The sequence below is a fragment of the Arthrobacter sp. MDT1-48-3 genome (assembly GCF_054511015.1).
On record NZ_JBTNDL010000003.1, the window covers coordinates 295,909 to 319,953 of the forward strand.

The 24,045-nt window shown below is 69.9% G+C and carries 23 protein-coding genes and 2 riboswitches; of the genes, 11 read left to right on the top strand and 12 right to left on the bottom strand.

From position 1 onward, the window contains the following. Positions 1–41: 41 nt before the first annotated feature. Together ACX80L_RS09095 and ACX80L_RS09100 are read left to right on the top strand one after the other, a co-directional pair. Positions 42–596 carry an RNA polymerase sigma factor gene (locus ACX80L_RS09095; RefSeq protein WP_459289128.1) on the top strand — a complete coding sequence of 185 codons (555 nt, stop codon included), beginning with the start codon at positions 42–44 and terminating at the stop codon, positions 594–596. Continuing rightward, positions 593–1,894 (top strand): hypothetical protein, encoded by a 1,302-nt coding sequence (locus ACX80L_RS09100; RefSeq protein ID WP_459289130.1) that lies wholly within the window; start codon positions 593–595, stop codon positions 1,892–1,894. Before ACX80L_RS09095 ends, ACX80L_RS09100 begins: the two co-directional genes overlap by 4 nt. Positions 1,895–1,925: 31 nt before the next feature. On the opposite strand, the gene ACX80L_RS09105 is transcribed toward ACX80L_RS09100, so the two are convergent. The 3 genes from ACX80L_RS09105 to sfnG all read right to left on the bottom strand — a co-directional run bounded on the left by ACX80L_RS09105 (position 1,926) and on the right by sfnG (position 4,977). Continuing rightward, a complete protein-coding gene (locus ACX80L_RS09105; RefSeq protein ID WP_459289132.1) occupies positions 1,926–2,429 on the bottom strand; it encodes a CoA-binding protein in 504 nt (167 codons plus the stop codon). After that, positions 2,426–3,805: an O-acetylhomoserine aminocarboxypropyltransferase/cysteine synthase family protein gene (locus ACX80L_RS09110; protein ID WP_459289134.1), complete on the bottom strand. Its 1,380-nt coding sequence runs from the start codon at positions 3,803–3,805 to the stop codon at positions 2,426–2,428. The genes ACX80L_RS09105 and ACX80L_RS09110 overlap by 4 nt, the downstream gene beginning before the upstream one ends. Then, positions 3,805–4,977 (bottom strand): dimethylsulfone monooxygenase SfnG, encoded by a 1,173-nt coding sequence (gene sfnG / locus ACX80L_RS09115; protein ID WP_459289136.1) that lies wholly within the window; start codon positions 4,975–4,977, stop codon positions 3,805–3,807. The genes ACX80L_RS09110 and sfnG overlap by 1 nt, the downstream gene beginning before the upstream one ends. Next, positions 4,971–5,075: riboswitch (SAM riboswitch) on the bottom strand. It overlaps the preceding gene by 7 nt. 230 nt (positions 5,076–5,305) lie before the next feature. On the opposite strand from sfnG, the gene ACX80L_RS09120 reads away from it, so the two are divergent. The 3 genes from ACX80L_RS09120 to ACX80L_RS09130 all read left to right on the top strand — a co-directional run bounded on the left by ACX80L_RS09120 (position 5,306) and on the right by ACX80L_RS09130 (position 8,102). Further along, entirely contained in the window at positions 5,306–6,565 is a 1,260-nt protein-coding gene (locus ACX80L_RS09120) for a glycoside hydrolase family 6 protein (protein ID WP_459289138.1), read from the top strand. A gap of 63 nt (positions 6,566–6,628) precedes the next feature. Next, positions 6,629–6,865 (top strand): hypothetical protein, encoded by a 237-nt coding sequence (locus ACX80L_RS09125; RefSeq protein ID WP_459289140.1) that lies wholly within the window; start codon positions 6,629–6,631, stop codon positions 6,863–6,865. A gap of 113 nt (positions 6,866–6,978) precedes the next feature. Continuing rightward, positions 6,979–7,160, top strand: a riboswitch (cyclic di-AMP (ydaO/yuaA leader). Between the two features lie 3 nt (positions 7,161–7,163). Continuing rightward, entirely contained in the window at positions 7,164–8,102 is a 939-nt protein-coding gene (locus ACX80L_RS09130) for a LysM peptidoglycan-binding domain-containing protein (protein ID WP_459289142.1), read from the top strand. A gap of 100 nt (positions 8,103–8,202) precedes the next feature. Here the strand turns inward: ACX80L_RS09130 and acs are convergent, their stop codons facing one another. The 4 genes from acs to ACX80L_RS09150 all read right to left on the bottom strand — a co-directional run bounded on the left by acs (position 8,203) and on the right by ACX80L_RS09150 (position 12,939). Continuing rightward, positions 8,203–10,140 (bottom strand): acetate--CoA ligase, encoded by a 1,938-nt coding sequence (acs, locus tag ACX80L_RS09135; RefSeq protein ID WP_459289144.1) that lies wholly within the window; start codon positions 10,138–10,140, stop codon positions 8,203–8,205. Further along, positions 10,131–11,006: an ABC transporter permease gene (locus tag ACX80L_RS09140; protein ID WP_459289146.1), complete on the bottom strand. Its 876-nt coding sequence runs from the start codon at positions 11,004–11,006 to the stop codon at positions 10,131–10,133. The genes acs and ACX80L_RS09140 overlap by 10 nt, the downstream gene beginning before the upstream one ends. Further along, positions 11,003–12,043 carry an aliphatic sulfonate ABC transporter substrate-binding protein gene (locus ACX80L_RS09145; protein WP_459289148.1) on the bottom strand — a complete coding sequence of 347 codons (1,041 nt, stop codon included), beginning with the start codon at positions 12,041–12,043 and terminating at the stop codon, positions 11,003–11,005. Before ACX80L_RS09145 ends, ACX80L_RS09140 begins: the two co-directional genes overlap by 4 nt. 83 nt (positions 12,044–12,126) lie before the next feature. Then, positions 12,127–12,939, bottom strand: coding sequence for an ATP-binding cassette domain-containing protein (locus ACX80L_RS09150; protein ID WP_133080306.1), 813 nt, complete (start codon positions 12,937–12,939; stop codon positions 12,127–12,129). A gap of 255 nt (positions 12,940–13,194) precedes the next feature. Between ACX80L_RS09150 and ACX80L_RS09155 the strand changes: the two genes are divergently transcribed. Next, positions 13,195–13,611, top strand: a complete 417-nt coding sequence (locus ACX80L_RS09155; RefSeq protein ID WP_208740213.1) for a CoA-binding protein — start codon at positions 13,195–13,197, stop codon at positions 13,609–13,611. A gap of 3 nt (positions 13,612–13,614) precedes the next feature. Here ACX80L_RS09155 and ACX80L_RS09160 read toward each other — a convergent pair whose 3' ends face one another. Further along, a complete protein-coding gene (locus tag ACX80L_RS09160; protein WP_133080308.1) occupies positions 13,615–14,484 on the bottom strand; it encodes a DUF1206 domain-containing protein in 870 nt (289 codons plus the stop codon). A 184-nt stretch (positions 14,485–14,668) separates the two neighbouring features. On the opposite strand from ACX80L_RS09160, the gene ACX80L_RS09165 reads away from it, so the two are divergent. The 4 genes from ACX80L_RS09165 to ACX80L_RS09180 all read left to right on the top strand — a co-directional run bounded on the left by ACX80L_RS09165 (position 14,669) and on the right by ACX80L_RS09180 (position 18,790). Next, positions 14,669–15,235, top strand: coding sequence for a DUF1990 family protein (locus ACX80L_RS09165; RefSeq protein WP_459289150.1), 567 nt, complete (start codon positions 14,669–14,671; stop codon positions 15,233–15,235). A gap of 129 nt (positions 15,236–15,364) precedes the next feature. Beyond that, on the top strand, positions 15,365–16,771 hold the full coding sequence (locus tag ACX80L_RS09170; RefSeq protein WP_459289152.1) for an acetamidase/formamidase family protein: 1,407 nt from the start codon (positions 15,365–15,367) through the stop codon (positions 16,769–16,771). 263 nt (positions 16,772–17,034) lie between these two features. After that, complete coding sequence (locus tag ACX80L_RS09175) at positions 17,035–17,973, top strand: hypothetical protein (RefSeq protein WP_459289154.1); 939 nt, start codon at positions 17,035–17,037, stop codon at positions 17,971–17,973. 97 nt (positions 17,974–18,070) lie between these two features. Continuing rightward, complete coding sequence (locus tag ACX80L_RS09180) at positions 18,071–18,790, top strand: class F sortase (RefSeq protein WP_459289156.1); 720 nt, start codon at positions 18,071–18,073, stop codon at positions 18,788–18,790. 118 nt (positions 18,791–18,908) lie between these two features. On the opposite strand, the gene purL is transcribed toward ACX80L_RS09180, so the two are convergent. From purL to ACX80L_RS09200, 4 genes are all read right to left on the bottom strand, one after another. Beyond that, a complete protein-coding gene (purL, locus tag ACX80L_RS09185; protein WP_459289353.1) occupies positions 18,909–21,182 on the bottom strand; it encodes a phosphoribosylformylglycinamidine synthase subunit PurL in 2,274 nt (757 codons plus the stop codon). Positions 21,183–21,196: 14 nt separating this feature from the next. Beyond that, complete coding sequence (purQ, locus tag ACX80L_RS09190; RefSeq protein ID WP_459289355.1) at positions 21,197–21,979, bottom strand: phosphoribosylformylglycinamidine synthase subunit PurQ; 783 nt, start codon at positions 21,977–21,979, stop codon at positions 21,197–21,199. A gap of 11 nt (positions 21,980–21,990) precedes the next feature. Then, positions 21,991–22,251, bottom strand: a complete 261-nt coding sequence (purS, locus tag ACX80L_RS09195) for a phosphoribosylformylglycinamidine synthase subunit PurS (protein ID WP_133080315.1) — start codon at positions 22,249–22,251, stop codon at positions 21,991–21,993. A gap of 277 nt (positions 22,252–22,528) precedes the next feature. Then, positions 22,529–23,119, bottom strand: coding sequence for an SSI family serine proteinase inhibitor (locus tag ACX80L_RS09200; protein WP_459289158.1), 591 nt, complete (start codon positions 23,117–23,119; stop codon positions 22,529–22,531). Positions 23,120–23,287: 168 nt separating this feature from the next. Here ACX80L_RS09200 and ACX80L_RS09205 point away from each other — a divergent pair, with 168 nt between their 5' ends. After that, positions 23,288–24,040 (top strand): DUF7793 family protein, encoded by a 753-nt coding sequence (locus tag ACX80L_RS09205; RefSeq protein ID WP_459289357.1) that lies wholly within the window; start codon positions 23,288–23,290, stop codon positions 24,038–24,040. Positions 24,041–24,045 lie beyond the last annotated feature (5 nt).

The window sequence follows — 24,045 nt, forward strand, 5'->3', positions numbered from 1 at the left end:
TTACGATGGTGTCGCCGTCCCGCTCGAACAAGGAACAGTCCGTGGCCACACCCCTGCCAGATGATGCGCTCCTCCGCGCTCGAGCAGGCGATCCGGCGGCCTTCTCCAGCATCTACCGATCATTGAGCCCGGGAGTGCTGGGGTACTTCGCGGGGCGCGGCTCGGACGACCCGGAGGCCCTCACGCAGGAGGTGTTCCTCACGGTCTTCTCGAAGCTGGATTCCGTCTCCGGCGGACTCCAGGGGCTCCGCACCTTCGCCTACTCCGTGGCACATGCCCGGTACGTGGACGAGGTGAGGAAGCGGACGAGGGCGCCGGCGCTCGTGGGCTACGAGGCCGACGTCGACACCCGGCTCACCGACTCCGCCGAGAGGGTGGCGCTGGGGAACCTCGGTGTGGGAGGTGCACGGGGCATGCTGGACCAGCTCAACGCCGAGCAGCGCGACGTCCTCCTGCTGCGCATCGTCGCGGAGCTGCCGATCGAACAGGTCGCGGAGATCCTGGGCAGGTCCGCAGGATCGGTGAAGCAGCTGCAACGGCGGGGACTGCTCAAGCTGAAGGAAATCGTTCGACCTGAGGAATCGGAAACGCCATGACTGGACGTGACACCCCGCCGCCGGACCCCGTGCAGCGACTCCTCGACGAGGCCGGCATTCCCGCGGAACCGACACTCGTCCGCGCCGTCCGGGAGATCGGCGACCTCGGCGCCGGGCCCGCACCCGATGCGTCCGCGGAACTCGCCCGGCTGATGGCTGACGGCGGCAGGGCGCCGCAGGGGCGCCGGAACAAGCGCCGCATCACGTTCCTCGGTGGGGCGCTCGCCGTCTCCATGGGCGCGGGCATGTCCGGTGTTGCGGCGGGGACGCTCCACCTCCGGGAGGGGTTCGACGACGCCGTCGTCTCGATCACCCGCTTCACCGTCCGCAACGACGTCGACCGGGCCGAACCCGCTCCTGAACCGCTCGCCGACGCGGGGCATGGTTCCGCCGTCGTCCCGGCGGTGCCCGCTCCCGCTCCCGCTCACGTCCCGGCGCCGTCCGCCTCCGGCCCGGCGGCGTCCGCCCCTGCGGACGCCGGTGGTGCCCTCATGCCGGCTCCCGCTCCTGCGTCGCCCGAGGTGGATGAAGCCGCCGCTGCTTTACCGGCGCCGGCCGTCGTACCGGCAGCCCGGCCACCGGCCGGCACGGTACGCCCTGCGGACTCTGCGTCCCGGAGGCCGGACGGTCCGCGGCAGCCCGCGGCCCCGGTGACGCGGCCCGCGACCGGAACGGTACCCGGCACGACCGGCCGACCCGATCCGGAGAAGCCCGGCCATGCAGCACCGGGCAGGGCCACGCCCGGCCAGCGCACGACCCCGCTCCGGCCGGTCCGGGAGAAACCCGGTCTGGCACCGGGCCGGGTCACACCCGGTCAGGTGCAGGACAGGAGCCTGACGAAGGAGACCACGGTCACGGCTCCGGAGACGATCAGCGGTGACACCCCGGCTCCTGCCGGCCACCGCAGGTCGTGGCTCCGCGCACCGGCCGGTCCTGCCGACACGACGTTCCTCCTCGACGCGCCGATCACCCTGGACCCCGATCGGTCCGCCCTGTTCCCGGCCGATGCGCTCCTCGATCCCGACGACCCGGTACCGGGGCTCCCGGTCGGCCCTGAGATGGGGGAGCTCCCCGCCGATCCGGTCCCGGAGGACCTCCCGGTCGGACCGGCTCCGGAGGACGTCCTGCCGGTGGACCTCCCGGTCGGACCGGCTCCGGAGGACGTGCTGCCGGTGGACCCCGTCGGGCCGGCGGACGCTGCAGCGCCGGACAGCTCCGGTGCCGAGGTCGCGGTGCCTGAGGCGGCCGTTCCCGAGGTCGGATCCCGATCAGAGGCGATGTCCAACAGTTCCCGTTGACCGGGATCGAGGCCTGGGAGGGGGCGGCGCCCTACGAGGTGATCTGCCGCTTCGAGGAGATGACGCCGGTGTTGAAGCCCGCCAGGTTGAGCCCGCCGTGGAAGCGTGCGTGCTCGATCTTGATGCAGCGGTCCATCACGACGTTCAGGCCGGCGCCCTGCGCCTCCCGGGCCACGTCCTCGTGCCACGAGCCCAGCTGCAGCCACAGGGTCTTCGCTCCGACGGCGAGCGTCTCCTGCAGCACGGAGGGCAGGTCGTCGTGCTTGCGGAACACGTCGACGACGTCGGGCACCTCCGGGAGGTCCGCGAGCGACGCGTAGGCGGACTGCCCGAGAATCTCCTTGGCCACAGGGTTCACGAAGTACAGGCGGTACGGCGAGGAGGACTGCAGGTAGGTCGCCACGAAGTAGGAGGCCCGGGAGGGCTTGTCCGATGCGCCGACGATCGCCACCGACCGCGCATTCCTCAGCAGACTGAGGCGCTCAGGGGCCGATGGTCCCTCCCAGGTCCGTGCCGGTGCGTCCGTGCCGCTCATGCTCCCACTCCTACTGCCCGCGTTGCCGACGGGTCGTCGTCGTTCTCCCCGGCGGATTCCTGCGGGAGCTCGTCGAACTCCGCGTCGGAGGAATCCACGGCGATGTCGAGGGCCTGGTCCAGGTCCCACAGGATGTCGTCGAGGTCCTCCAGGCCCACAGAGATGCGCACGAGGTCCTCGGGGACGCCCGCCGCCACCAGCTGCTCGGCGGAGAGCTGCTGGTGGGTCGTCGAGCCCGGATGGATCACGAGGGTGCGCGCGTCGCCCACGTTCGCGAGGTGCGAGGCGAGCTGCAGCGACTCGATGAACTTCTGGCCCGCCTTGCGGCCGCCCTTGATGCCGAAGCTGAACACGGAGCCGGGGCCCTGCGGCAGGTACGTCTTCGCACGCTCGTGGTGGACATGGGTGGGAAGACCGGCGTAGTTGACGTACTCGACGCGCGGATCGGCCTGCAGCCATTCCGCGACGGCCTGCGCGTTCTCGAGGTGTTCGTCGAGCCGCTGCGCGAGGGTCTCCACGCCCTGCAGGAGCTGGAACGCCGACGACGGCGACAGCGACGGCCCGATGTCGCGCAACTGCTCCGTGCGGAGCTTCGTCAGGAAGCCGTACTCGCCGAAGTTCGCCCACCACTGGATGTTGCCGTAGGAGGGGACCGGTTCGGTCATCATGGGGAACTTGCCGTTGCCCCAGTCGAACCGGCCGCTCTCCACGATGACGCCGCCCAGGGTGGTGCCGTGCCCGCCGATGAACTTGGTGGCCGAGTGGATCACGATGTCCGCTCCGTGCTCGATGGGCCGCACGAGGTAGGGCGTGCTGAGCGTCGAGTCGACAATGAAGGGGATCCCGGCGTCGTGGGCCACCTTCGCCAGGCCTGCGAGGTCGGCGATCTCACCCGAGGGATTCGCGATGACCTCGGCGTAGACGGCCTTGGTGTTCTCGCGGATGGCGGCCGCGTAGTCCGCGGGGTCGGTCCCGGGGACGAAGGTGGTCTCGATGCCGAAGCGGCGCAGCGTGACGTCGAGTTGGGTGACCGTTCCGCCGTACAGCTGCGATGCGGCCACGACGTGGTCGCCCGCCTGGCAGAGCGCGGCGAAGGTGATGAACTCGGCGCTCATGCCCGACGCCGTCGCCACCGCCCCGATGCCGCCCTCGAGGGAGGCGATGCGCTCCTCGAACGCCGCGACCGTGGGATTGCCGATGCGCGAGTAGATGTTGCCGTACTTCTGCAGCGCGAACAGGTTGGCGGCGTCGTTGGTGTCCTTGAAGACGAAGGACGTCGTCTGGTAGATCGGGACGGCGCGCGCGCCGTGGGTGGCATCGGGAGTGCCGCCGGCGTGGAGTGCGCGCGTACGGAAACCGAAGGAACGTTCTGCCATCAGACACCTGCCTTGCTGGGGACGGCGAGTGTGCCGTCCGGATCGAATTCCACTCCCGCGGCACGGGCGGCGTCGGCCTCGAGTTCACGCACGATGGGGAGGATGTCCGTGCCGAACGCCGCCACCTCCTCCTGGAAGTGGAGGTAGCAGGTGAGCAGGAGGTTCACGCCGATCTTCTTGTACTCCACGATGCGCTCGGCGATCTGCTCGGGCGTGCCGATGAGCTGGGTCTTGAAGCCGTCGTTGTACTGCACGAGGTCCTCGAACGTCGAGTCGGCCCACATGCCCTTGCCGTCCTTCGTGGACGGTCCGGCTTCCTGGACGGCGTTGCGGAATCCCTCGACGGCGGGGCGGTGGGCCTTCTCGACGATCTCGCGGAGCGTGTCGCGGGCCTCCTTCTCGGAGTCGCGGGCGATCACGAAGCCGTTCAGCCCGAAGCGGGGACGGCGGCCGGCCTGCTCGGCGGAGGCCCGGACGCCGGCGATGTTGTCCTTGAAGCCTTCGAGGTCCTTCCCGTTCGAGAAGTACCAGTCCGCCACGCGGCCGGCCGTCGCCTGGGCCGCCGTCGAGTTCCCGCCGAAGAAGATCTCGGGGTGGGGGCGGCCCGGCACGGCAACCGGGGCCGGGCTCAGCGTGAAGTCCTTGATGGTGTAGTACTTGCCGTCCTGGCTGTAGCCCTCCTCCGTCCACAGTCCGCGCAGCACGCGGATGAACTCCTCGGTGCGGACGTAGCGCTCGTCGTGCTCGAGCCAGTCGAGGCCGAAGTTGATGAACTCGTCCTTCAGCCAGCCGGAGACGATGTTGACGGCTGCGCGGCCGTTCGAGATGTGGTCGGCGGTGATGATGTACTTCGCGAGCACCCCGGGGTGCCACATGCCCGGGTGGACGGCGGCGATGACCTTCAGCTTCTCGGTCGCGGCCAGCAGGGCGAGGGAGAAGCTCGTCGCCTCGTGCTGCTTGTCGGCACCGTAGGACGCTGCGTAGCGGGTCTGCGACAGTGCGTATTCGAACCCGGCGTCCTCGGCGATCCGCGCGAGCTTCTTGTTGTAGTCGAAGTCCCAGCTGGTCCGCTGCTCGATGGTCGAGACGACCAGGCCACCGCTGACGTTGGGGACCCAGTAGGCGAATTTCAGAGGGGTGGAAAGGTCGGCGACGCTCATGGTTTCCTCCATCGGTCTGGCAGTAGCACCCTAATGTCGCCGCGGGGACGCGGAGGCCAGGGTTGCTGCGGCGTCAGTGAGCCAGATCTCTCAGCCGCTCGGGATGGTCACGACGAGTGTGACACCAGAGGCGCCGCAGTTCCAAACAATGTGTCTCCGCGTGGAGAAGCCCACCGCAGCAATCAGTGTGCTGGGTACCTTGACAAAGTTCCGGGATCCACCGAAGACTGACCGTGGGAGCGCTTCCATGGGGATGAGCGGCGTCTCCCGCTCGGGCTACTCCGCCCGATACCCATCGACATGAGGAGCAATGATGCTCAGCATTTCCAGAACGTGCGCCATGACCCTGGCCCTGGCCGGGGTCCTCGCGTCCACCGCATTCTCCGCATTGCCCGCCGTGGCCCAGGGCCAGAAGAGTGGGCCGGACCGTCCGGACGGAACGACGGCCACCGGGTTCTACATCCCGGAGAAGAGCCACTACCACGAGGCCCACCGGCAGATCGCCGACCTGCGAGCCTCGGGTGATCGTGCCACCGCCGACCGCCTTGGTGCCATGGTCTCGACGCCGCAGGCCGTCTGGGTCACCGGGAGCGATCCGAAGGCCGTCACCCAGCAGGTGCGCAACACGACGCACCGCGCCGCGGGCAAGGGGCAGGTCCCCGTGCTGGCGGCCTACAACCTGCCGTTCCGCGACTGCTCGCAGTACTCCGCCGGTGGCGCGACCGACGTCGCCGGCTACAAGGCCTGGATCGACGCGCTCGCCGCCGGGATCCAGGACAGGGCGGCGATGGTGATCCTCGAACCGGACGGCCTCGGCATCATCCCCTGGTACCGCGGGCTCGACGGCGCCCTCGAGTGGTGCCAGCCGGCAGAGGCGGACGCCGCGAGCGCTGCAGCGGAACGCTTCGAGATGCTCAACTACGCGGTGGACCGCCTCAAGGCACTGCCCGACACCAAGGTCTACCTCGACGGCACCCACAGCGCCTGGCTCGGTACGGGCGAGATCTCGAGCCGGCTCGTGAAGGCCGGCGTACAGAAGGCCGACGGCTTCTTCCTCAACGTCTCCAACTACGAGCTCACCGAGCGGCAGCTGAAGTTCGGCAGCTGGGTGTCGCAGTGCATCCACTACGCCACCGAGATCGACCCCGGGGCCTACGGATCCTGCGCCAGCCAGTACTACCCGGCCTCGCCGGCCGATTTCTCCACCTGGGGGCTGACGGACGCGTGGTACGCGCAGCATGTCGCCGGTGCTCCGAACGCACCGTCGTCGGACGAGCTCGCACACTTCGTGATCGACACGAGCCGCAACGGACGGGGCCCCTGGGTCCCGTCGGGCGCCTACCCGGATCCCCAGGTCTGGTGCAATCCTCCGGGCCGCGGACTCGGCTACCTCCCGACCTCCGACACGGGCAACGAACTCGCCGACGCCTTCCTCTGGATCAAGGTCCCGGGAGAGTCCGACGGGGAGTGCAGCCGCGGCCTGACGGACAACGGGGGCGTGGACCCGGAGTGGGGCCGCGTGGATCCTGCGGCCGGTGCCTGGTTCCCCGAGCAGGCGCTGGACCTGATCGCGAACGCCAGCGCGCGCGTACGGCCGTAGCGGACCGGAGAGCGTGCGCGGTCCGTGGGCCGCGCATGCTCTCCGGACGCCTACGCTGAGGGGATGGACAGCTGGAAATCTGCGGGCCGCCTGCGGGAACGGATGCTCTGGAGCACGCTCTCCTGGGTGGGTCTCGTGCTGACCGTCACCCTAGCCACCAGCATCGCGCTGGGCGCGGGCGGCACAGGTGCGGTCGAGAGCCGCTGGTTCTACCTGCAGCAGATCGTCCTGCTCGCGTTCAGCGCGGGTGGCACGCTCGCCGCCGTGCGTCGCTGGTGGTCGTTCCGTAACGGCGCGTAGGGTACGCGCCGTTACGGAAATGTGACAAACCGGAGGAGCACTGGGTATCGTCATCGGGTGCCTCCGCCGGAGTGAGGCGCTCCCGGACGGATTGCCGAGCCCTGCCGCCGATCGGGATTCGTTCGCAAACACCGAGGCGGGGACGGGGGAACCACAGTTCCACCGGGCGTGCGGCCCTCCTGCCGGCGTCCTCGGGGTTAAGTCGCTGAACATCGCCGAATACGGCGCTGGCCGCGGCCGGGTGACTCCCATCCGAACCCGACAGCTCACCCCGCAGGCATGGGAGAGGTATTCATCCATGTTCCGAAAGATTTCCCCTGCGCGCCACCGTGCCGCAGTCGACGGCAACCTCGCGATGCAGGGACTGTCGCAGGCAGCCAAGGCGCACGCCACCACCGTCGGCCGCCCCGTCGCCGTCGTCGCCATCACCTCGGGCCTCGCGCTCAGCGCTGTCGGCACCGCGCACGCCGGCTCCTACACCGAGCAGGGTTCGACCGCCCCCGCAGCCGTCGCAGCACCCGCAGCGGCGCCCGCCGCAGCAGTCGCTCCCGCAGCGGTCGCTCCCGCAGCCGATGCGACCCACACCGTCGTCGCCGGTGACACCCTCGGTGGCATCGCAGCGACCTACGGCGCCGACCTGACTGCCGTCCTCGCCGCCAACGGGCTCTCCCTCGCCTCGATCATCTTCCCCGGCGACACCGTGGTGATCCCCGCGAGCGGTGCGGCGCAGGCTCCGGCCCAGGCCGTGTCGGTCCCCGTGGCCGTCGCTCCCGCCGCCGAGGTCCAGCAGGCAGCCGTCGTCGCTCCCGCGGCGGAGGTCCAGCCGGCAGCCGTCGTCGCCCCGGCGCCGGCTGTGTCGACCGCCCCCGGCTCGGGCATGTACCTCGCCTCGGCAGACATCACGCCGGTGGCATCCAGCGGCGTCGCCGGCACCCTTGTGGCGTCCGCCCAGGCGCAGCTGCAGGCCGGCGCGATCCAGGACTGCACCGTACTGGTCGAGAACGCCCTGCGGGCAGCGGGTATCTCCGTGGGAGACCTCGGTCCCTCGCAGTTCTTCCAGTTCGGTTCCACGGTGGCCACCCCTGCTGCCGGCGACATCGTCATCACGGCGGGCCACGTGGCCATCTATGTCGGCGGCGGCCAGGTCATCAGCAGCGGCATGAACGGGTCGAACCTCACCATGCAGCACCCCCTCTCGGACCTGCCGGGAGCATCCTTCGTCCGGGTTGCCGGCTAGCAACCCGACGGACCACACGCGGGAAGCGGCAGGTGCTTGGACGGGGCCCTGCCGCTTCCTTTCTTTAACGCCCGACAGAGGCGCCGACCGGCGTGGGGACTCAGCCCCGCGCCGCCAGGGCGGCCTGGATGCCGGGGATGCAGCCCTCGTTCTGCAGGGACGTCGTATCCCCGAGGGCCGTGCCTTCATGGAGCTGGGTGAGCAGGCGCCGCATGATCTTCCCGGAGCGTGTCTTGGGCACGTCGGGGACGACGACGACGGACGAGGGACGGGCGATGGGTCCGATGGCGCCCGCCACGTGCGAGCGCAGGGCCGCGGTGACGTCGCCGGATGCGTCCGCCCCTGCCGAGAGCACCACGAACGCGGCGATCGCGTGGCCCGTCAGCGGATCCGTCACGGGGCAGACGCCGGCCTCCGTCACCAGGGGGTGGGCCACCAGCGCCGACTCGATCTCGATGGTGGACAGCCGGTGGCCCGACACGTTGATGACGTCGTCCACGCGCCCGAGGATCCAGGTGTCGCCGTCGTCGTCGTACCGCGCGCCGTCGCCCGCCAGGAACCAGCCCTGCGCGGCGAACTTCCGCCAGTAGGAATCGAGGTAGCGCTGGGGATCTCCCCAGACGGTGCGTGCCATGGCCGGGCCGTGGCGATCCACCACGATCAGGCCCTGCACGCCGGGAGGCACCGGTCGGCCCTCGTCGTCGACGATGCGCGTGCTGACCCCGGGAAGGGCGCGAGCGGCGCATCCGGGCTTGAAGTCGGTGTCCCCGGGGCTGGGGGAGAGGACGGTGGCTCCGGTCTCGGACTGCCACCAGGTGTCGACGACGGGAACCTCGTCGCGGCCGAGGTTCCTCCGGAACCAGCGCCACGCCTCGGGATTGACCGCCTCGCCGACGGTGCCCAGCACGCGGATGCTCGAGAGGTCGTAGCCGGCCGGGACGCCGTCGGGGAACCAGCCCATCAGTGACCGGACCAGCGTCGGCGCCGTGTAGTAGCTCGTGACGCCGTAGCGTTCGATGATCTCGAAGTGGCGGCCCGGGTGCGGCGTGTTCGGTGTGCCTTCGAAGAGGACCTGCGTGGCCCCGTTGGAGAGCGGCCCGTACAGCTCGTAGGTGTGCGCGGTGACCCAGGCCAGGTCAGCGGTGCACCAGTGGACGTCACGGTCCCGTGCCGAGGGATCGGGATTGCTGAAGAGGTGCTCGAAGCTCCACGACGCCTGCGTGAGGTAGCCGCCGGACGTATGCACGAGGCCCTTCGGCTTCCCGGTGGTCCCCGAGGTGTACATGATGAACAGGGGCGTCTCCGCGTCGAAGGCCTCCGGTTCGTGGTGGGGCGAGGCCGTGTCCACGACGTCGTGCCACCAGACGTCCCGCCCGTCGGTCCACTCGACCTCCGACCCGGTCCGGCGGACCACGAGGACGTGCTCGATGCTGTTCCGACCGGACACCGCGGCGTCCGCATTGTCCTTCACGCCGACGGCGGCACCACGGCGGAACTGCCCGTCGGTGGTGACGAGCAGCTTCGCGCCCGTGTCCTCGACGCGGAAGCGCAGTGCCTCCGCCGAGAACCCGCCGAACACGAGGGAGTGCACGGCGCCGATCCGGGCGCACGCGAGGGTGACCACGACCGTCTCGACGAGGACCGGGAGATAGATCACCACGCGGTCGCCCTTGCCGATCCCGAGGGCCAGCAGTGCGTTCGCGGCCCGTGAGACCTCGTCCTGCAACTGCGCGTAGGTGACGGTGCGGCGGTCACCCGGTTCGCCCTCGAAGTGCAGGGCAGCGCGGTCACCCCGACCGGCCCGCACATGGCGGTCGACGCAGTTGGCGGCGACGTTGAGCGTGCCACCGGAGAACCACTCGAGAACGGGGACGCTGAGCGTCCCGTCCTCCTGCGGGGTCGCCTTCTCGAAGGTGTGCAGGGTGTCCCAGGGGTCCTGCCACTCGAGCCGGGCGGCCTGCTCGGCCCAGAACGCGAGCCGTTCGGCCTCGTCCTGCAGCGCGGCCTGTCCTTTCGGCGTCGTCGTCCCTACGCCCACTTGCGCACCGCCCAGCGCTCGGCGATGCCCAGGAGGGCGTCGGTGGTCTTGCCGATCACGGCCAGCAGGATGATGGCGAGGATGATGCGGTCCACGCGGCCGTTCTGCTGCGAGTCCGTCAGCAGGAAGCCGAGTCCCATCGACGACGCGATGAGTTCGGCCGCGACGAGGAACAGCCAGGACTGCGCGAGTGCGAGCCGCAGGCCGGAGAACAGGGCGGGAACGACGGCGGGGAGCTGCACCGTGGTGAGCAGTCGGATGCCGCCCAGCCCGAAGGCCCGCGCTGCCTCGACGAGGTTGCGGTCCACGTGGCGCAACCCGAGGTACAGCGTGGTGAAGACGGGGAAGAACGCACCGATGGTGATCAGCGTGACCTTCGAGTCCTCGTTGATGCCGATCCAGAGGACCAGCAGCGGGACCCACGCCAGGGACGGGACCGCGCGGAGCGCCCCGACGGTCGGGGTCAGGAGGACGTCCGCGATGCGGGAGAGGCCCAGCAGTGCGCCGGCCAGGACCCCGAGCAGGGATCCGAGGAGGAACCCGAGGAGGACCCGCTGTGTGGAGATCAGGATGTGGGTGGCGAGCTGGCCGCGCTCGATGAGGTCCACCGCGGCCGCGAGGACCGACGCCGGCGAGGGGAGCTGCGACGGCCGGAAGAAGCCCGAGGCGGTGCTGAGGTGCCAGGCGAGCAGAATCAGCGCCGGGACGATGAGCCCGAGCAGCACGATGACCACGCGCCGTCCGGCCGTGCCCGTCCTGCCCGGGTTCCTACCGGCCCCGCCCCCGGTGACCGGAGATCCGGTGGACGCGAGGCCCTCCTTGCTGATGGGAACGATGCTGCGTCCCGTCAGGTGCTCAGCACTCATGAATCGGAACCGATGGCGGCGGGGTCCGCCTTCTCCACGAGCGAGGCGTCGAAGAGGGTATCGAGGGCCTCGTCGATCTGCTCCTGGCTCTGCACGTCACCGGTCTCCACGAAGACGGGGCCGATCTTCTCGAGGACGCTGCGCTGGGCGTCGCCCGGCGCGGGATCGACGTCGAGGTTGGTGCGCTCGATGATCACGGAGTTGGCCACGGCCTGGTCGATGCCCGCGACGCCCGCGAGGATCGCGGCGGTCTCCTCCGGGTTCTCCTTGGCCCACTCCCGTGCCTTCTCGTAGGCGTCGACCACGGTCTGGGCGACGTCGGGCTTCTCGGTCAGGAAGTCCTCCGTCGCGTTGAGGAAGCCGTAGGAGTTGAAGTCAATGTCGCGGAAGAACAGCTGGGCGCCGTCCTGCTCGGCAGCGGCCATGATCGGATCGAGGCCGGACCAGGCGTCGACCGCACCGCTGGCCAGGGCCGCGCGGCCGTCTGCGTGCTGCAGGTTCTCGATGGTGACCTCGGACTGCTCCACGCCCGCGGCCTCGAGTGCCTGGAGGAGGAAGAAGTACGGGTCGGTGCCGCGGGTTGCCGCCACGGACTTGCCGCGCAGGTCCTCGACGCTCGTGATGCCGGACTCCGGAAGCGCCACGAGGGCTGCCCATTCGGGCTGCGAGTAGATGTCGATGGCCTTGATCGGGGAGCCGTTGGAGCGGGCGAGCAGGGCAGCGGATCCGGCGGTGGATCCGACGTCGATCGCCCCGGCGCGCAGGGCCTCGTTGGCCTTGTTCGACCCGGCGGACTGCACCCAGTTGACGGTGATGTCCTGGTCGGCGAGTTCGTCCTCGAGCCAGCCCTGCTCCTTGATGACGAGGCTCAGTGGGTTGTAGGTGGCGAAGTCGATGTTGAGCGTGCCGCCCTGCGTGGCGGTGCCTGCCGCGGCGGACTCCGTGTCGGAGGCGTTCTCGCCGGCGAGGCAGCCGCTGAGGCTGAGGGAGAGTGCGGTGGCGAGCGCGAGGGTGGGCAGGAGGGCGCGGCGGTTCATGGTGGTCCTTCGAGTGGATGGTGCGAAAAAGGGGAGACAGGAGGGCGGCGGGAGTGCTGCCGGGGAAAGCGCGGGAACGGGCTCTAGTGCCCGGTGACGCCGAGGAGGGAGAGCAGCGAACTGCGCAGCGCCCCGAGGTCGGCCGCATTGCGGTCCCTCGGGCGTGCCCCGGGCACGGCGATGAGTTCCGCGACGGTCGAACCCGCCGCCTCGTCGTCGCCGCGGCCGAGGACGAGGATCCGGTCGGCGAGCTGGAGGGCCTCGTCGACGTCGTGCGTGACGAGCAGCACGGTGGTGGGCTGGGCCCGGTGGATGTCCAGCAGGAGGTCCTGCATCTTGATGCGCGTGAGGGCGTCGAGAGCACCGAAGGGTTCGTCGAGCAGGAGCACCCCGGGATTCCGCGCGAGCGCGCGGGCGAGCGACGTGCGCTGGGCCATGCCGCCGGACACTTCGCGCGGCCTGTGCTTCGCGAAGCTGTCCAGGCCCACGAGCTTCAGCAGCTCGAGGACCTTGGCCTTGCCCGCGCTCGCACTGGAGGACCTGGGCAGGCCGATCGCCACGTTTGCCTGCAGGGAGTGCCAGGGCAGGAGCCGTGGTTCCTGGAACGCGACGGCGCACCGTTCGTCGATGCCCGTCACGGCGGTCCCGTCGATCAGGACCTCGCCGCGGTCGGGGATGTCGAGTCCGGCGGCGGCGCGCAGCAGCGTGGACTTGCCGCATCCGCTGGTGCCGAGGATGGCGAGGATCTCCCCGGGCTTCACCTCCACGGTGACGTCCCTGAGCACGACCCGCCGGTCGTTCGAGGAGCCGAAACTGCGCCCCAGCCCGGAGAATCGGACCCCGAGGGCCTGCTTGGTGGAGGTCTGGGTGCTGCCGGGTGCCAGAACTGTGGTCATGGTGTCTCCATCGGTCCTGGCGGTAGCACCCTACGGAGCGAGCCTTGGCCACCGCACGCGGTGGTTCCCGTGGCTCGAACCTCGTTATCGTCCGTCACCAGGGGGATGCGGACGACCAGGGTTGCTGCGGCTTCACTGATCCAGGTCTCTCGGCCGCTCGGGATGGTCACTCCTATGAAACGCCCGCCGTCCATCAGGAGCAAAATAGGGCGTGTAACAAAGGCTGTAACAATCGAGGGAGAAACAGGAGGCGGCGTGGCACACCAGAACGATCCGCGGGTGATCCGGAAACTGTTGAGCGAGCACGGCCGCTGGGCGGTGGTCGGGCTGTCCGACAACCCGCGGCGGGCCGCCGTGGGCGTCTCGCGCTTCCTCATGGATCGCCTCGGCATGGAGATCGTCCCGGTGAGTCTCAAGGGCGACGACGTCCACGGGCAGACGGGTTACCGACGCCTCGCGGACGTCCCGGGGACGATCGACGTCGTGGACTGCTTCGTCAACTCGTCCCGGGTGGGCGCGGTGGTCGACCAGGCCATCGCCGTCGGGGCAAGAGCGGTGTGGCTCCAGCTCGGCGTCATCGACGAGGATGCGGCCCGGCGCGCTGCCGACGCCGGGCTCGACGTCGTCATGGACACCTGCCCGGTCATGGAGGCTCCGGCGCTCGGGCTCTAGACCTCACATGCGCTGGTACTTGGAGCGCACCACCATGAACACGCCGTAGGCCATCAGCCCCAGCGCCACGGCACCGAGGAGCCAGACGCCGAAGGGCTGTTCCCGCAGGGCCTTGAGAGCGCCGTCGATCCCCGTGGACTGTTCCGGGTTGTTCGTCACGGTGGCGACGATCACGAGGATGCCGAGGACTCCGAGGGCGAACCCCTTGGCGATGTAGCCCACCGTCCCGAACAGGACGACGGCGCTGCCGGCCCGTCCCGGCGGGAGGCCGGAGAGCTTCTTCCGGAACCGCCGCGTGGCACCGCTGTAGATGAAGTAGCCGCCCACCACCAGGATGCCCACGCCGATCGCGAGGAGGAGTGCGGCCCCGGCCGGATGAGACATCAGGGAGGCGCTGAGGGAGCTGGTGGTGCTGCTGCTGTCACTGGAGCCGCCCATCGCGAAGCGCCCGAACGTGACACCGATCGCCGCGTAGGCGACCGCCTGGCCACCGCTCTTCAGCCGGAAACCGAGCTTCTCCTTGTCCGGGACGGCTTTCGCACCGAGGAACACCTCGCTGAGCTGGAACAGGGCGAGGGCGATGCAGCCGATGAAGCAGAACCAGAGGAGGAACGACCCGCCCGGGGAGCCGGCGAGCTGGCCGATGGCCCCGCTCTGGTCCGCGCTGCCGGAGCCGCCGCCCGCCAGGCGGAGGGCGATGAAGCCGATCAGGAGGTGCAGGATGCCCGCGGCGATATAGCCGGCGCGGGCCGCGAGTTCGAAGCCCTTCGAATTGACGGCCTCCTCGGCTGCATCGGACGCCCTGTCGGCCGCGTCCCTGCCCGAGTGCCCCGCCTTCTTGGAGTACTTGTTGGATGCCGTGCCTGGTGCCATGGGAATTCCGCCTCCTCGTCGGCTCGGCGGGCGTCGCTGCTGCGGTCCCGGACCGGCCCGGACCTCCATCCTGCCACTGCTCCGCCCGCCCTGGACAGTTCCTGGTCCACTAGGTTGGAGCGGAGGGATTTCGGGCAGCGCCGACGGGTGGTCGGGCTGCCCCACATCGACGGGGAGGGCACGGATGGAGCAGTTCACGTACGGGGAGCAGGGAGCCACAGATCGGCCCTTTCCCGAGCCGCTCGACGGCGGGTGGCCCAGCGGGTACACCGTGATGGTGGAGACCCATGAGCTCGCGACGGATGACCCGTCTGCCGCCTTCACGGCCCTGACCGAGGGAATCCTCACCTGGGAGATGCACCGCCGTGCCGGGCTCACCATGGAGTCCGGGGCGGATCGGGCGGCACCCGGCGTCCGCGTCGTCTCCGGTTTCGGCCTCGGCCCCGCGCGGATCAAGGCACCCTGCCGGGTCATCTGGTCGAGGGCACCACAGCTCGACGGTGCGGGCAGGGCGGTGCCCGGGCAGCGCGGCGGCTTCGGGTACGGCACGCTGCCCGGGCACCCCGTGCGGGGGGAGGAGGCCTTCTACGCCGAGCTGACCGCGGACAACCGCGTGCTGTTCAGCTGCGCCGCCTACAGCCTGCCGGCCGGCCCCCTGTTCCGGCTCGCGGCCCCGGTGACGCGGCTGACACAGCGGTACGTCCTGTCCCGGTACACGAAAGCGGCACGCGCCCTGGCGGGCGGCGCCTGACCTCCTGCACGCCATCAGCGGGCGCTCGCCGGCAGTTGCCGAAGGACTTCTTCCGGAATCGGGTCCGAAACCGCCCCGTAACCGACCGGTACTAGCTTGTGAATCTCGATGACCCGGAGAGGATCCAGCATGGACGACGTAGTAGGGCAGGAAGCTGCCGAGGTGCTGACGGACGGATTGGGCAGGCGGACATTCATGGGGGTCGTGGCCGCACTCGGCAATCTCTCGGCCGCATCGGTGGCCGCGGCACCGTCGGCGCTCGCCGCTCCGCCCGTCGCCGGGCGGATACCGGCCGCACCCGGCAAGCCTCCCGGTACGCCCGGTAACGGTCCCGGTGGGAGTACGTCGCGGGGTGGCATCCTGCAGCCCGGGCGCGGCAGCATCCGGGGCGACCACTACCTCTCCTCCACGCCGGACGAGGTCCTCTGGGGCTACGTCCCCACGGTCCACGCCGCGCCGGTGATGACCATGCGGTCCGGCCGCACCGTCACCATCGATGCGCTCTCGCACGAGGGCATCCTCGAGGACCAGGGCCGGAACCCGCTCGAGTACTTCGGTGCGCTCGGCGTGGGCAGCGACTCCGTGCTGCAGGACGCGGTGGACGTGGCGGGCGGCTACCGGCGCACGGAGCGACGGTTCGACGTCGACGGTCCGCACGTCGTCACCGGACCGATCGCCGTCGAGGGTGCCGAACCCGGCGACGTCCTGAAGATCGAGACGCTCGAGGTGCTCCCGCGCGTGCCCTACGGTGTCGTGTCGAGCCGGCATGGAAAGGGCGGCCTCGCCGTGCAGCCCGGATCCACGCCTCCTGCCGGGATCACGCTCGATGAGGTCATGCCCCCGGTCGCCACGGACAACCGGGCATCCGGCATCCCCTCGGACTACGGCAACGTCTCGGTGTTCACGAGGATCGACAAGGGCCAGGGCGTGATGACCAGCGGCGACATGAGCGTCCGGTTCCCGCTGCGGCCCTTCATGGGGATGATGGGCGTCGCCTTCGCGGACGCCGGCGGCCTCACCGCACCCGAGGCGAACTCCGTGCCTCCCACGCTCGGTGGCGGCAACATCGACATCCGCCATCTCGGCGCCGGCTCCACCTTCTACCTGCCCGTCACCGCGCCGGGCGCCCTCTTCTACGTGGGTGATCCGCACATGGGCATGGGTGACGGGGAGGTCGCCCTGACGGCGATGGAGGGTTCACTGCGCGGTACCTTCCGGCTGACCGTCTGCAAGCCCGGAACCGGGGATGCCCCGTCCGTGGCCTACTCCTATCCGTTCGGCGAGACGAAGGACGCCTGGATCCCGATCGGCCTCTCCGACCCGGACGGCCTCGCCGGTGGAGGAGTCTCCGGCGACCTGAACGTCGCCATGCGCCGCGCCATCATCAACGCGCTCGACTTCCTCGAGCACGACCGCGGCATGGAACGCGCCGTGGCGTACGCCTACCTCTCCGCGGCGGCGGATTTCGCGGTCTCGCAGGTCGTGGACCGGACCGTGGGCGTGCACGGGCTCATCGCGAAGGCGCATTTCGGCTGACGCCCGATGCCAAACCGTTACCGTTCCGGACTACTTGTTTTCATTGCCCGGGCAACACAACCGCCCTAGGTTGAGAAGTACAGCGGTTGCCCAGGGTAATCCCAGCTCGTTCTGGGACGACGCCCTGATCCGGGCGATCAGCGGAACACAATTGATTTGTTCGCGGCGCCCTCCGACCGAGGGCGCCGCTTGCGGATGGGGACGCAAGCTGCGCCGTCGGGGACCGCCCGCGGGATACTACGTGTTTCAGGAGAAGCGCACACATGATCGTTGCAAAGAAATGGGTTGCTGCCGGATCGACGGCCACCCTCCTCGCCGGTGGACTGTTCCTCGGAGCTCCGATGGCGTCCGCCGCACCGGGTGACGCCGCCTGCCTGCAGGCTTCGACGCAGTTCAACGCAGCACTGGGTGCTGCCGGTGTCGACCTCACCTTCGTCAGCCAGTTCGAGGCGGTGACGGCCGCCGTCGTCACCGCAGCTGCGAATGCTGAGGCTGCGTATGCCGCGGCAGTCGCATCCGAAGCAGCCGTGACGGCTCAGGCTGCAGTCGACAAGGCCGAAGCGGATTACGAGACCGCCACCGGACTCGTTGCGACGGAGGAGGGCGAGTACAAGATCGCCTTCGATGCCGCCGTTGCGGCGGATCAGCAGGGCGATGGCAATCCCCTGAACGACGAGGCGGTCGTTGCCGCGCAGGGCGAGCTGACGCTGGCCCTGGCCGCGCAGGCGACGGTTTCGAACAACGGAACCGCGGCCGCTGCCGCCCTCGAAGCGGCGCTGAACACTCAGCCCGTCATCGACGCCGAGAACGCACTGCTCACCGCGAGCCAGCAGGCCGATGCTCTGCTGCAGCAGCTCAGCGGAGACGCAGTGCTCGCACAGCAGCTCCTCGACCTGTTCAAGGCGTTCCTCGCCGCCTGTGATGCCGGCGCCATCGGCGTCGACCCCGTGACGCCCGTCGTGGTTCCCGCGGCGCCCGTAGCGCCGGTAGCACCCGTCGCAGCTCCCGCTGCTCCGGTCACTCCCGGAGCAGTCGTGAAGGCTCCTGCCGGCACGAACAAGGGCCTCAACGTGCAGACCGCCGTCGCCACCGAGGACAACAGCGCAGCCGTCGCCCTCATCGCGGCACTGCTCGCGGTCGGCGTCGCGGTCCCCGTGGCCACCGCCGCCCGCATGCGCCGCCTCGAGCGCGCACAGCGCTAGCCCCTCGGCTGCCGTCGCCCGGGGCCCTGGTTCGACCACCTCGGTTTCGGGGCGACGGCACGCATCCTCCACCCCCCGAACCAGGACAGCGCACCCCATGGAACAGCACGGCATCCCGGACGAAGCCCTCGACCAGGAGACGGGCACTGTCTCGCGCGGACCGGTGAGGGCACGCCCGAGGAAGCGCTGGCTCGCACTGCCGCTCGCCGCGGCCGCCGCCCTGGCCATCGCCGTATCTGTCCTCCCGCCCGACCCGGCGGGAGCGCCCGCGGACGCATCGTCCACCCTCTCCGCCGTCGCGACGCCGTCGTCCACCGCCGGCACCACCACTCCTGCTGCCGCACCGAGCCCGGCTCCCGCCGACCGCGGGCCCGCCGCCTCGCAGCCCACCGGGCTCTCCTTCCCCGCAGCGGACATGGACATGGCCGTCCTTCCGCTCACCCCCAGTGATGCGGACCTCGCGGCACAGACCCTCGTGCCGCCGCTCACCGTCGACGCCTACTGGCTCACGTCCTACGGCGTGCCGGGAGCCGGCTCGAACAACACCACGTACATCGCCGGGCACAGCTGGGACGGCAAGGACGCCCCCTTCAACCGGTTGAGCGACGAAGCCCTGGTGGGCAGCGAGTTCGTCCTCACCACCGGGACGGGGGACATCACCTACGTGGTCGACTCGGTGATCACCCACGACAAGGACACGCTGAAGGACAGCGACATCTGGAACATCGTGCCCAACCGCGTGGTGCTCATCAGCTGCTACACCGAGGACCCCTGGGGCAAGAACGTCGTGGTCACGGCGATGCCGAAGGCCGCCTGACCGGTCTTATCGGTCTGGTGGGCTCGAGTGAGCGACGGGCGGCAGCCGTGACCGTCGGGTAGACGCAGGAGGCCGCCACCCGGTGGGGTGGCGGCCTCCTGTCGGTCCGGGTCCGGTACTAGCCGAAGTGCCTGGGGAGCGTGCCCTCGTGCGCCTCGCGGAGCTGGTCGAGCGGCAGAGTGAAGTAGCCCTGCACGTCGAGCGCCTGGTTCTCCGTGTCCACCACGCCGATGCGGAGGGTAGGGAAGTTCCGTGCGGTGCACATGTCGTTGAAGCGCACCTCCTCCGAGCGGGGGACGCTGACGACGGCCCGCGCCTGGCTCTCGCTGAACAGTGCCGTGAACGCGTCGATGCCGTCGCGCTCGCACAGCTCGTCGATGCCGATGCGCGCGCCCACACCGAAGCGCAGCGCCATGTCGCTCAGACCGGCCGCAAGCCCGCCCTCGGAGAGGTCGTGCGCGGCGTCGATCATGCCGTCGCGCGAGCAGTTGACCAGGATCGCGGCGAGGGTCCGCTCCGCGGCGAGGTCCAGGGCCGGCGGCTGCCCGCCGAGGTGCCCGCGCAGGTTGGCCCATTCGGAACCGTCCAGCTCGTCCGCCGTCGTCCCCAGCAGGTAGATGGCCTGGCCGTCCTCACGCCAGCCGGACGGCGTGCGCCGTGCGACGTCGTCGAACACGCCCAGCACGCCGACCACCGGGGTGGGGTGGATCGCCACGCCTCCGGTCTGGTTGTACAGCGAGACGTTGCCGCCGGTCACGGGCACGCCGAGCTCCTGGCAGGCGTCCGCGAGACCGCGGACGGTCTCCGCGAACTGCCACATGACCTCGGGGTCCTCGGGGGAACCGAAGTTCAGGCAGTCGGTGACCGCGAGGGGCTGGGCGCCCGACGTCGCCACGTTGCGGTAGGCCTCGGCGAGGGCCAGGCGCGCGCCCTCGTAGGGGTTGAGGTAGGAGTAGCGGCCGTTGGCGTCCGTCGAGATCGCGATGCCGAGGCCCGTCTCCTCGTCGACCCGGACCACTCCGGCGTCGTCGGGCATGGCCAGCGCCGTGTTGCCCTGCACGTAGCGGTCGTACTGGTCGGTCACCCAGTTCTTCGCGCACATGTTCGGCGATGCCATGAGTTCGAGGACTGCCTCGCGCAGGTCGGCGGGCCGCTCGGCCGCGAAGGCGTCCGCCTGGACGCCGTCGAGCCACTCGGGACGGTGGTAGGGACGCTCGTAGACCGGTCCCTCGTGGGCCACGGTGCGGGGGTCGACGTCGACGATCTTCTCGCCGTCCCACTCGATGATGAGGCGCCCCGTGTCGGTGACCTCGCCGAGCCAGGAGTACTCCACGGACCACTTGTCCATGATGGCCTCGAAGGCCGCCATGTTCTCGGGCGTGACCACGGCCATCATGCGCTCCTGCGACTCCGACATGAGGATCTCGCCGGGCGTCAGGGACGGGTCGCGCAGCAGCACGTTGGTGAGCTCGACGTGCATGCCGCCGTCGCCGTTGGACGCCAGCTCCGACGTCGCACAGGAGATGCCGGCGGCACCGAGGTCCTGGATGCCCTCCACCACGGAGGCCTTGAACAGCTCGAGGCAGCACTCGATGAGGACCTTCTCGGCGAACGGATCACCCACCTGGACCGCGGGACGCTTGGACGGCTTGGCGTCGTCGAAGGACTCCGAGGCCAGCACGGACGCGCCGCCGATCCCGTCGCCGCCGGTGCGGGCGCCGAAGAGGACCACCTTGTTGCCGGCGCCGGATGCGTTGGCGAGGCGGATGTCCTCGTGCCGCAGGACACCGACCGCGAGGGCGTTGACCAGTGGGTTGCCCTGGTAGACGGAGTCGAAGACCACCTCGCCGCCGATGTTCGGCAGGCCGAGGGAGTTGCCGTAGCCGCCGATGCCTGCGACGATCCCGTGCACGAGGCGTGCGGTGTCGGGGTGGTCGATCGCACCGAAGCGCAGCGGGTCCATGACGGCGACCGGGCGGGCGCCCATCGAGATGATGTCGCGCACGATTCCGCCGACGCCGGTGGCCGCGCCCTGGTAGGGCTCCACGAAGGAGGGATGGTTGTGGCTCTCCACCTTGAACGTCACGGCCCAGCCGTCCCCGATGTCGACGACGCCGGCGTTCTCGCCGATCCCGACGAGCAGGTGCTCCTTCATGGCCTCGGTGACCTTCTCGCCGAACTGGCGCAGATGCACCTTCGAGGACTTGTAGGAGCAGTGCTCGCTCCACATCACGGAGTACATGGCGAGTTCGGCCCCGGTGGGGCGGCGGCCGAGGATCTCCTCGACGCGCTGGTACTCGTTCTCCTTGAGGCCGAGTTCGGCCCACGGCAGCGCCTGGCCGGGGGTCGCCTCGGCGTTCGCGACCGTGTCGATGTTGAACTTCTTGGACATTGTCTCTGCGGTCACTAGCCCACCAGTTTCTTGAGTACCGAGGTGAAGATGCCGAGTCCGTCGGTGCCGCCGCGGACATCGACGTTCCCGCGTGCCGAGGAGTCGGGGCCGAAGCCTGCCTCCACCGCGTGCTCGGGGTGCGGCATGAGCCCGACGACGTTACCCGCGGCATTCGAGATGCCGGCGATGTCGCGGCGTGAGCCGTTCGGGTTGCCGTCGACGTAGCGGAAGACCACGCGGCCCTCGCCCTCGAGCTCGTCGAGCGTGTAGTTGTCCGCGACGAACTGGCCGTCCTGGTTCTTGAGCGGGATGACGATCTCCTCGCCCTGCCCGTAGTCGGAGGTCCAGAAGGTGCCGTTGTTCTCGACGCGCAGGCGCTGGTCACGGCAGATGAAGTGCAGGTCGTTGTTCTTGATCATCGAGCCGGGCAGCAGGTGTGCTTCGGTGAGGACCTGGAAACCGTTGCAGATGCCGAGCACGGGGAGGGCGTTCTCCCCACCCGACGCTGCGGCCGTGATCTGCTCCATGAGCGGGGCGAAGCGCGAGATGGCGCCCGCCCGCAGGTAGTCGCCGTAGGAGAAGCCGCCGGGGATGATCACGGCGTCGACGTCCTGGAGGTCGTGGTCGCCGTGCCACAGGTGGATGGCACTGCCGCCGGCGAGGCGGACGGCACGGACGGCGTCGCGGTCGTCGAGCGACCCGGGGAACGTGACGACGCCGACCTTCACGCCGTTCAGGGGGCTGTCCTCGTTGTTCGAGGCGACCGGCTGGGGTCCGCCGATGAGGGGCGTCTCGATGTTCGGGGCGCTCACTGCGCGTCCTCCTCGAGGACCTCCACGCGCGTGACATCCTCGATGACGGGGTTGGACAGCAGCGTGGCGGCGGCGTGGCGGGCCTGCTCGAGGACCTCTTCCGTGACGTCACCGTCCACGGTCAGCTCGAAACGCTTGCCCTGGCGGACCCCGGCGAAACCGGTGAGGCCGATCCGGGGGAGCGCTCCGGCGATCGCCTTACCCTGCGGGTCGAGGATCTCGGGCTTGGGCATGACGTCGACAACGATCCGGGGCATCCGGCAACTCCTGTGCGTGAGCGGCGAGTGCTGGGGGTCCAGCATTGAATGCAGTAGCCCGGAAGTGCCGTCTCACGCCGTATCTGGGTTGACACCGGCGCTCCGCGAGCTTGCCCTGCAAGTCTACCGGGGATTCGGTGCGGGCCAGTCCGGCGTCGTGTCCGCTTCCGGCAGCGCTGTCGGCGTCCGTCCCACTGATCGGCTCCGGCCGGTGGGCAGGATCGAACATGCCCACCGGGCGCGGTCGATCAGTGGGAGGAGCGGCACCCGGTAGTCCTTACTGCGCCCCCGGTGCCCCGAGAATGTCCTGCGCCTTGTTCCATCGGGAGATCTCGCAGCCGTCGGTCAGGGAGAACGCCGCCAGAACAGGCGTGCCGTCGATCTCACCGCTGATGCTCGCCGTCTGCGGCCCGCCGTACTGCTGCGTGCAGATGATGTCCTTGCTGGGCCGGGCCGTGAAGAATGTCGAGCCGAGCCGGGCGAGGGCCGCGCAGGCGGCCTCGGCGCCAGGAAGCGTCGAGGCGGGCCCGGGAGCGCCGTCGACGCATTCGAGGACGTACTGCACGGGTTCGGCAGCGGCGTCCTGCTGGAGGGTGACGGTGAGCAGCGCGGCGACGGCCGACGACCCAGGGGCGGTACCCGTCGCGGTGGGAGCGGGGCCGCCCGACGTCGGTGCCGGGGTCCCGGACGGCGCCTCCGAGGGGTCGGGGGTGGAGGACTGCATGGTGCTCTCCTGCTCGGTGGGTTCGGTCGCCGGTCCGCCCTGCGCACAGGCGGAGACGGTGAGGACGAGGGCTGCGAGGGCAACCGCCAGGCGCACGACCGCCCGGTGCGGTCCTGCTGCCGGCAGCAGGGCGGGAGGTGTCATCGGTGTCCCCTTCGGCTGGTCTCCCAGCTTAACGGGTGGCGCAGCATTCGTTCCTGACGCTCCCGACGCCGCGCGGGGAGAACTTCGGTGCGGACGCGCTGTTGAAAGTGCACGGTCGGGAGGCGACGATGGCATTGATGCCGTGCCGACGAGGAAGCGGAGGTGCCGATGGCGGGCCCGGACGAGGTGTCCATTCCTCGCTACACCCTCAGTGACGACGGCGATCTCCTGTGCCTGCGCTGGGCGCCCGGCGTCACGATGCAGGCGGAGGACGTCCGCTCGACGATCGCCGCGGTCACCGCCGCTTCTCCCGGTGGCAAGCGGCCCCTGCTGGTGCACATCGGGCTGGTGGAGCGGATCACGGCGGAAGCGAAGCAGTTGCTGATGGATGACACCTGTTCCGCGCGCACCGCCGTCGTGGGTGTCGACGAGGTGGGCAGGGTGCTCACGGCGTTCAATTACCGGTCCGCGACGCCCAGCCGGTACTTCACGGACGAATCCGACGCGATCGCCTGGCTGACGGGGGACACGGGCGTGGGTGGCCTTGCCGCCCGGCCCGAGCCGTTCACGGCGGAGATGCGGGGGGAGGTGCTGTGGCTCGAATGTGAGGCCGACACGGATGTCGACGACACTGTCGCATCAGCCGTGGTCAGCCGGGTCACCCAGCTCAGTCCGTCCGTCTGCCCGCCGATGCTCATCCATCTCAACCACCTGATCTCGTTGACGGAGGATGCATTGCGCATCCTTGCCTCCGGGCTGGACATCGCGGCCCTGGCTGTCGTCGGAACGGAAGCCGGGGATCCCATCATCACCGCGTACTACAAACAGCAGCACGACCCGCCCTACCCGACCAGGCACTTCACGACGACCGGCGACGCAGAGACCTGGCTGAAGGACTGCTTCCGACGAGGAATTGAGTGATGCAG

Excerpts from the sequence above, each read along its gene's own strand:
- ACX80L_RS09100 (WP_459289130.1), top strand. The coding sequence starts at position 593 with ATGACTGGACGTGACACCCCGCCGCCGGACCCCGTGCAGCGACTCCTC.
- ACX80L_RS09105 (WP_459289132.1), bottom strand. The coding sequence starts at position 2,429 with ATGAGCGGCACGGACGCACCGGCACGGACCTGGGAGGGACCATCGGCC.
- ACX80L_RS09110 (WP_459289134.1), bottom strand. The coding sequence starts at position 3,805 with ATGGCAGAACGTTCCTTCGGTTTCCGTACGCGCGCACTCCACGCCGGC.
- sfnG (WP_459289136.1), bottom strand. The coding sequence starts at position 4,977 with ATGGAGGAAACCATGAGCGTCGCCGACCTTTCCACCCCTCTGAAATTC.
- ACX80L_RS09120 (WP_459289138.1), top strand. The coding sequence starts at position 5,306 with ATGACCCTGGCCCTGGCCGGGGTCCTCGCGTCCACCGCATTCTCCGCA.
- ACX80L_RS09125 (WP_459289140.1), top strand. The coding sequence starts at position 6,629 with ATGGACAGCTGGAAATCTGCGGGCCGCCTGCGGGAACGGATGCTCTGG.
- ACX80L_RS09130 (WP_459289142.1), top strand. The coding sequence starts at position 7,164 with ATGTTCCGAAAGATTTCCCCTGCGCGCCACCGTGCCGCAGTCGACGGC.
- ACX80L_RS09140 (WP_459289146.1), bottom strand. The coding sequence starts at position 11,006 with ATGAGTGCTGAGCACCTGACGGGACGCAGCATCGTTCCCATCAGCAAG.
- ACX80L_RS09145 (WP_459289148.1), bottom strand. The coding sequence starts at position 12,043 with ATGAACCGCCGCGCCCTCCTGCCCACCCTCGCGCTCGCCACCGCACTC.
- ACX80L_RS09150 (WP_133080306.1), bottom strand. The coding sequence starts at position 12,939 with ATGACCACAGTTCTGGCACCCGGCAGCACCCAGACCTCCACCAAGCAG.
- ACX80L_RS09160 (WP_133080308.1), bottom strand. The coding sequence starts at position 14,484 with ATGGCACCAGGCACGGCATCCAACAAGTACTCCAAGAAGGCGGGGCAC.
- ACX80L_RS09165 (WP_459289150.1), top strand. The coding sequence starts at position 14,669 with ATGGAGCAGTTCACGTACGGGGAGCAGGGAGCCACAGATCGGCCCTTT.
- ACX80L_RS09170 (WP_459289152.1), top strand. The coding sequence starts at position 15,365 with ATGGACGACGTAGTAGGGCAGGAAGCTGCCGAGGTGCTGACGGACGGA.
- ACX80L_RS09175 (WP_459289154.1), top strand. The coding sequence starts at position 17,035 with ATGATCGTTGCAAAGAAATGGGTTGCTGCCGGATCGACGGCCACCCTC.
- ACX80L_RS09180 (WP_459289156.1), top strand. The coding sequence starts at position 18,071 with ATGGAACAGCACGGCATCCCGGACGAAGCCCTCGACCAGGAGACGGGC.
- purL (WP_459289353.1), bottom strand. The coding sequence starts at position 21,182 with ATGTCCAAGAAGTTCAACATCGACACGGTCGCGAACGCCGAGGCGACC.
- purS (WP_133080315.1), bottom strand. The coding sequence starts at position 22,251 with ATGCCCCGGATCGTTGTCGACGTCATGCCCAAGCCCGAGATCCTCGAC.
- ACX80L_RS09200 (WP_459289158.1), bottom strand. The coding sequence starts at position 23,119 with ATGACACCTCCCGCCCTGCTGCCGGCAGCAGGACCGCACCGGGCGGTC.
- ACX80L_RS09205 (WP_459289357.1), top strand. The coding sequence starts at position 23,288 with ATGGCGGGCCCGGACGAGGTGTCCATTCCTCGCTACACCCTCAGTGAC.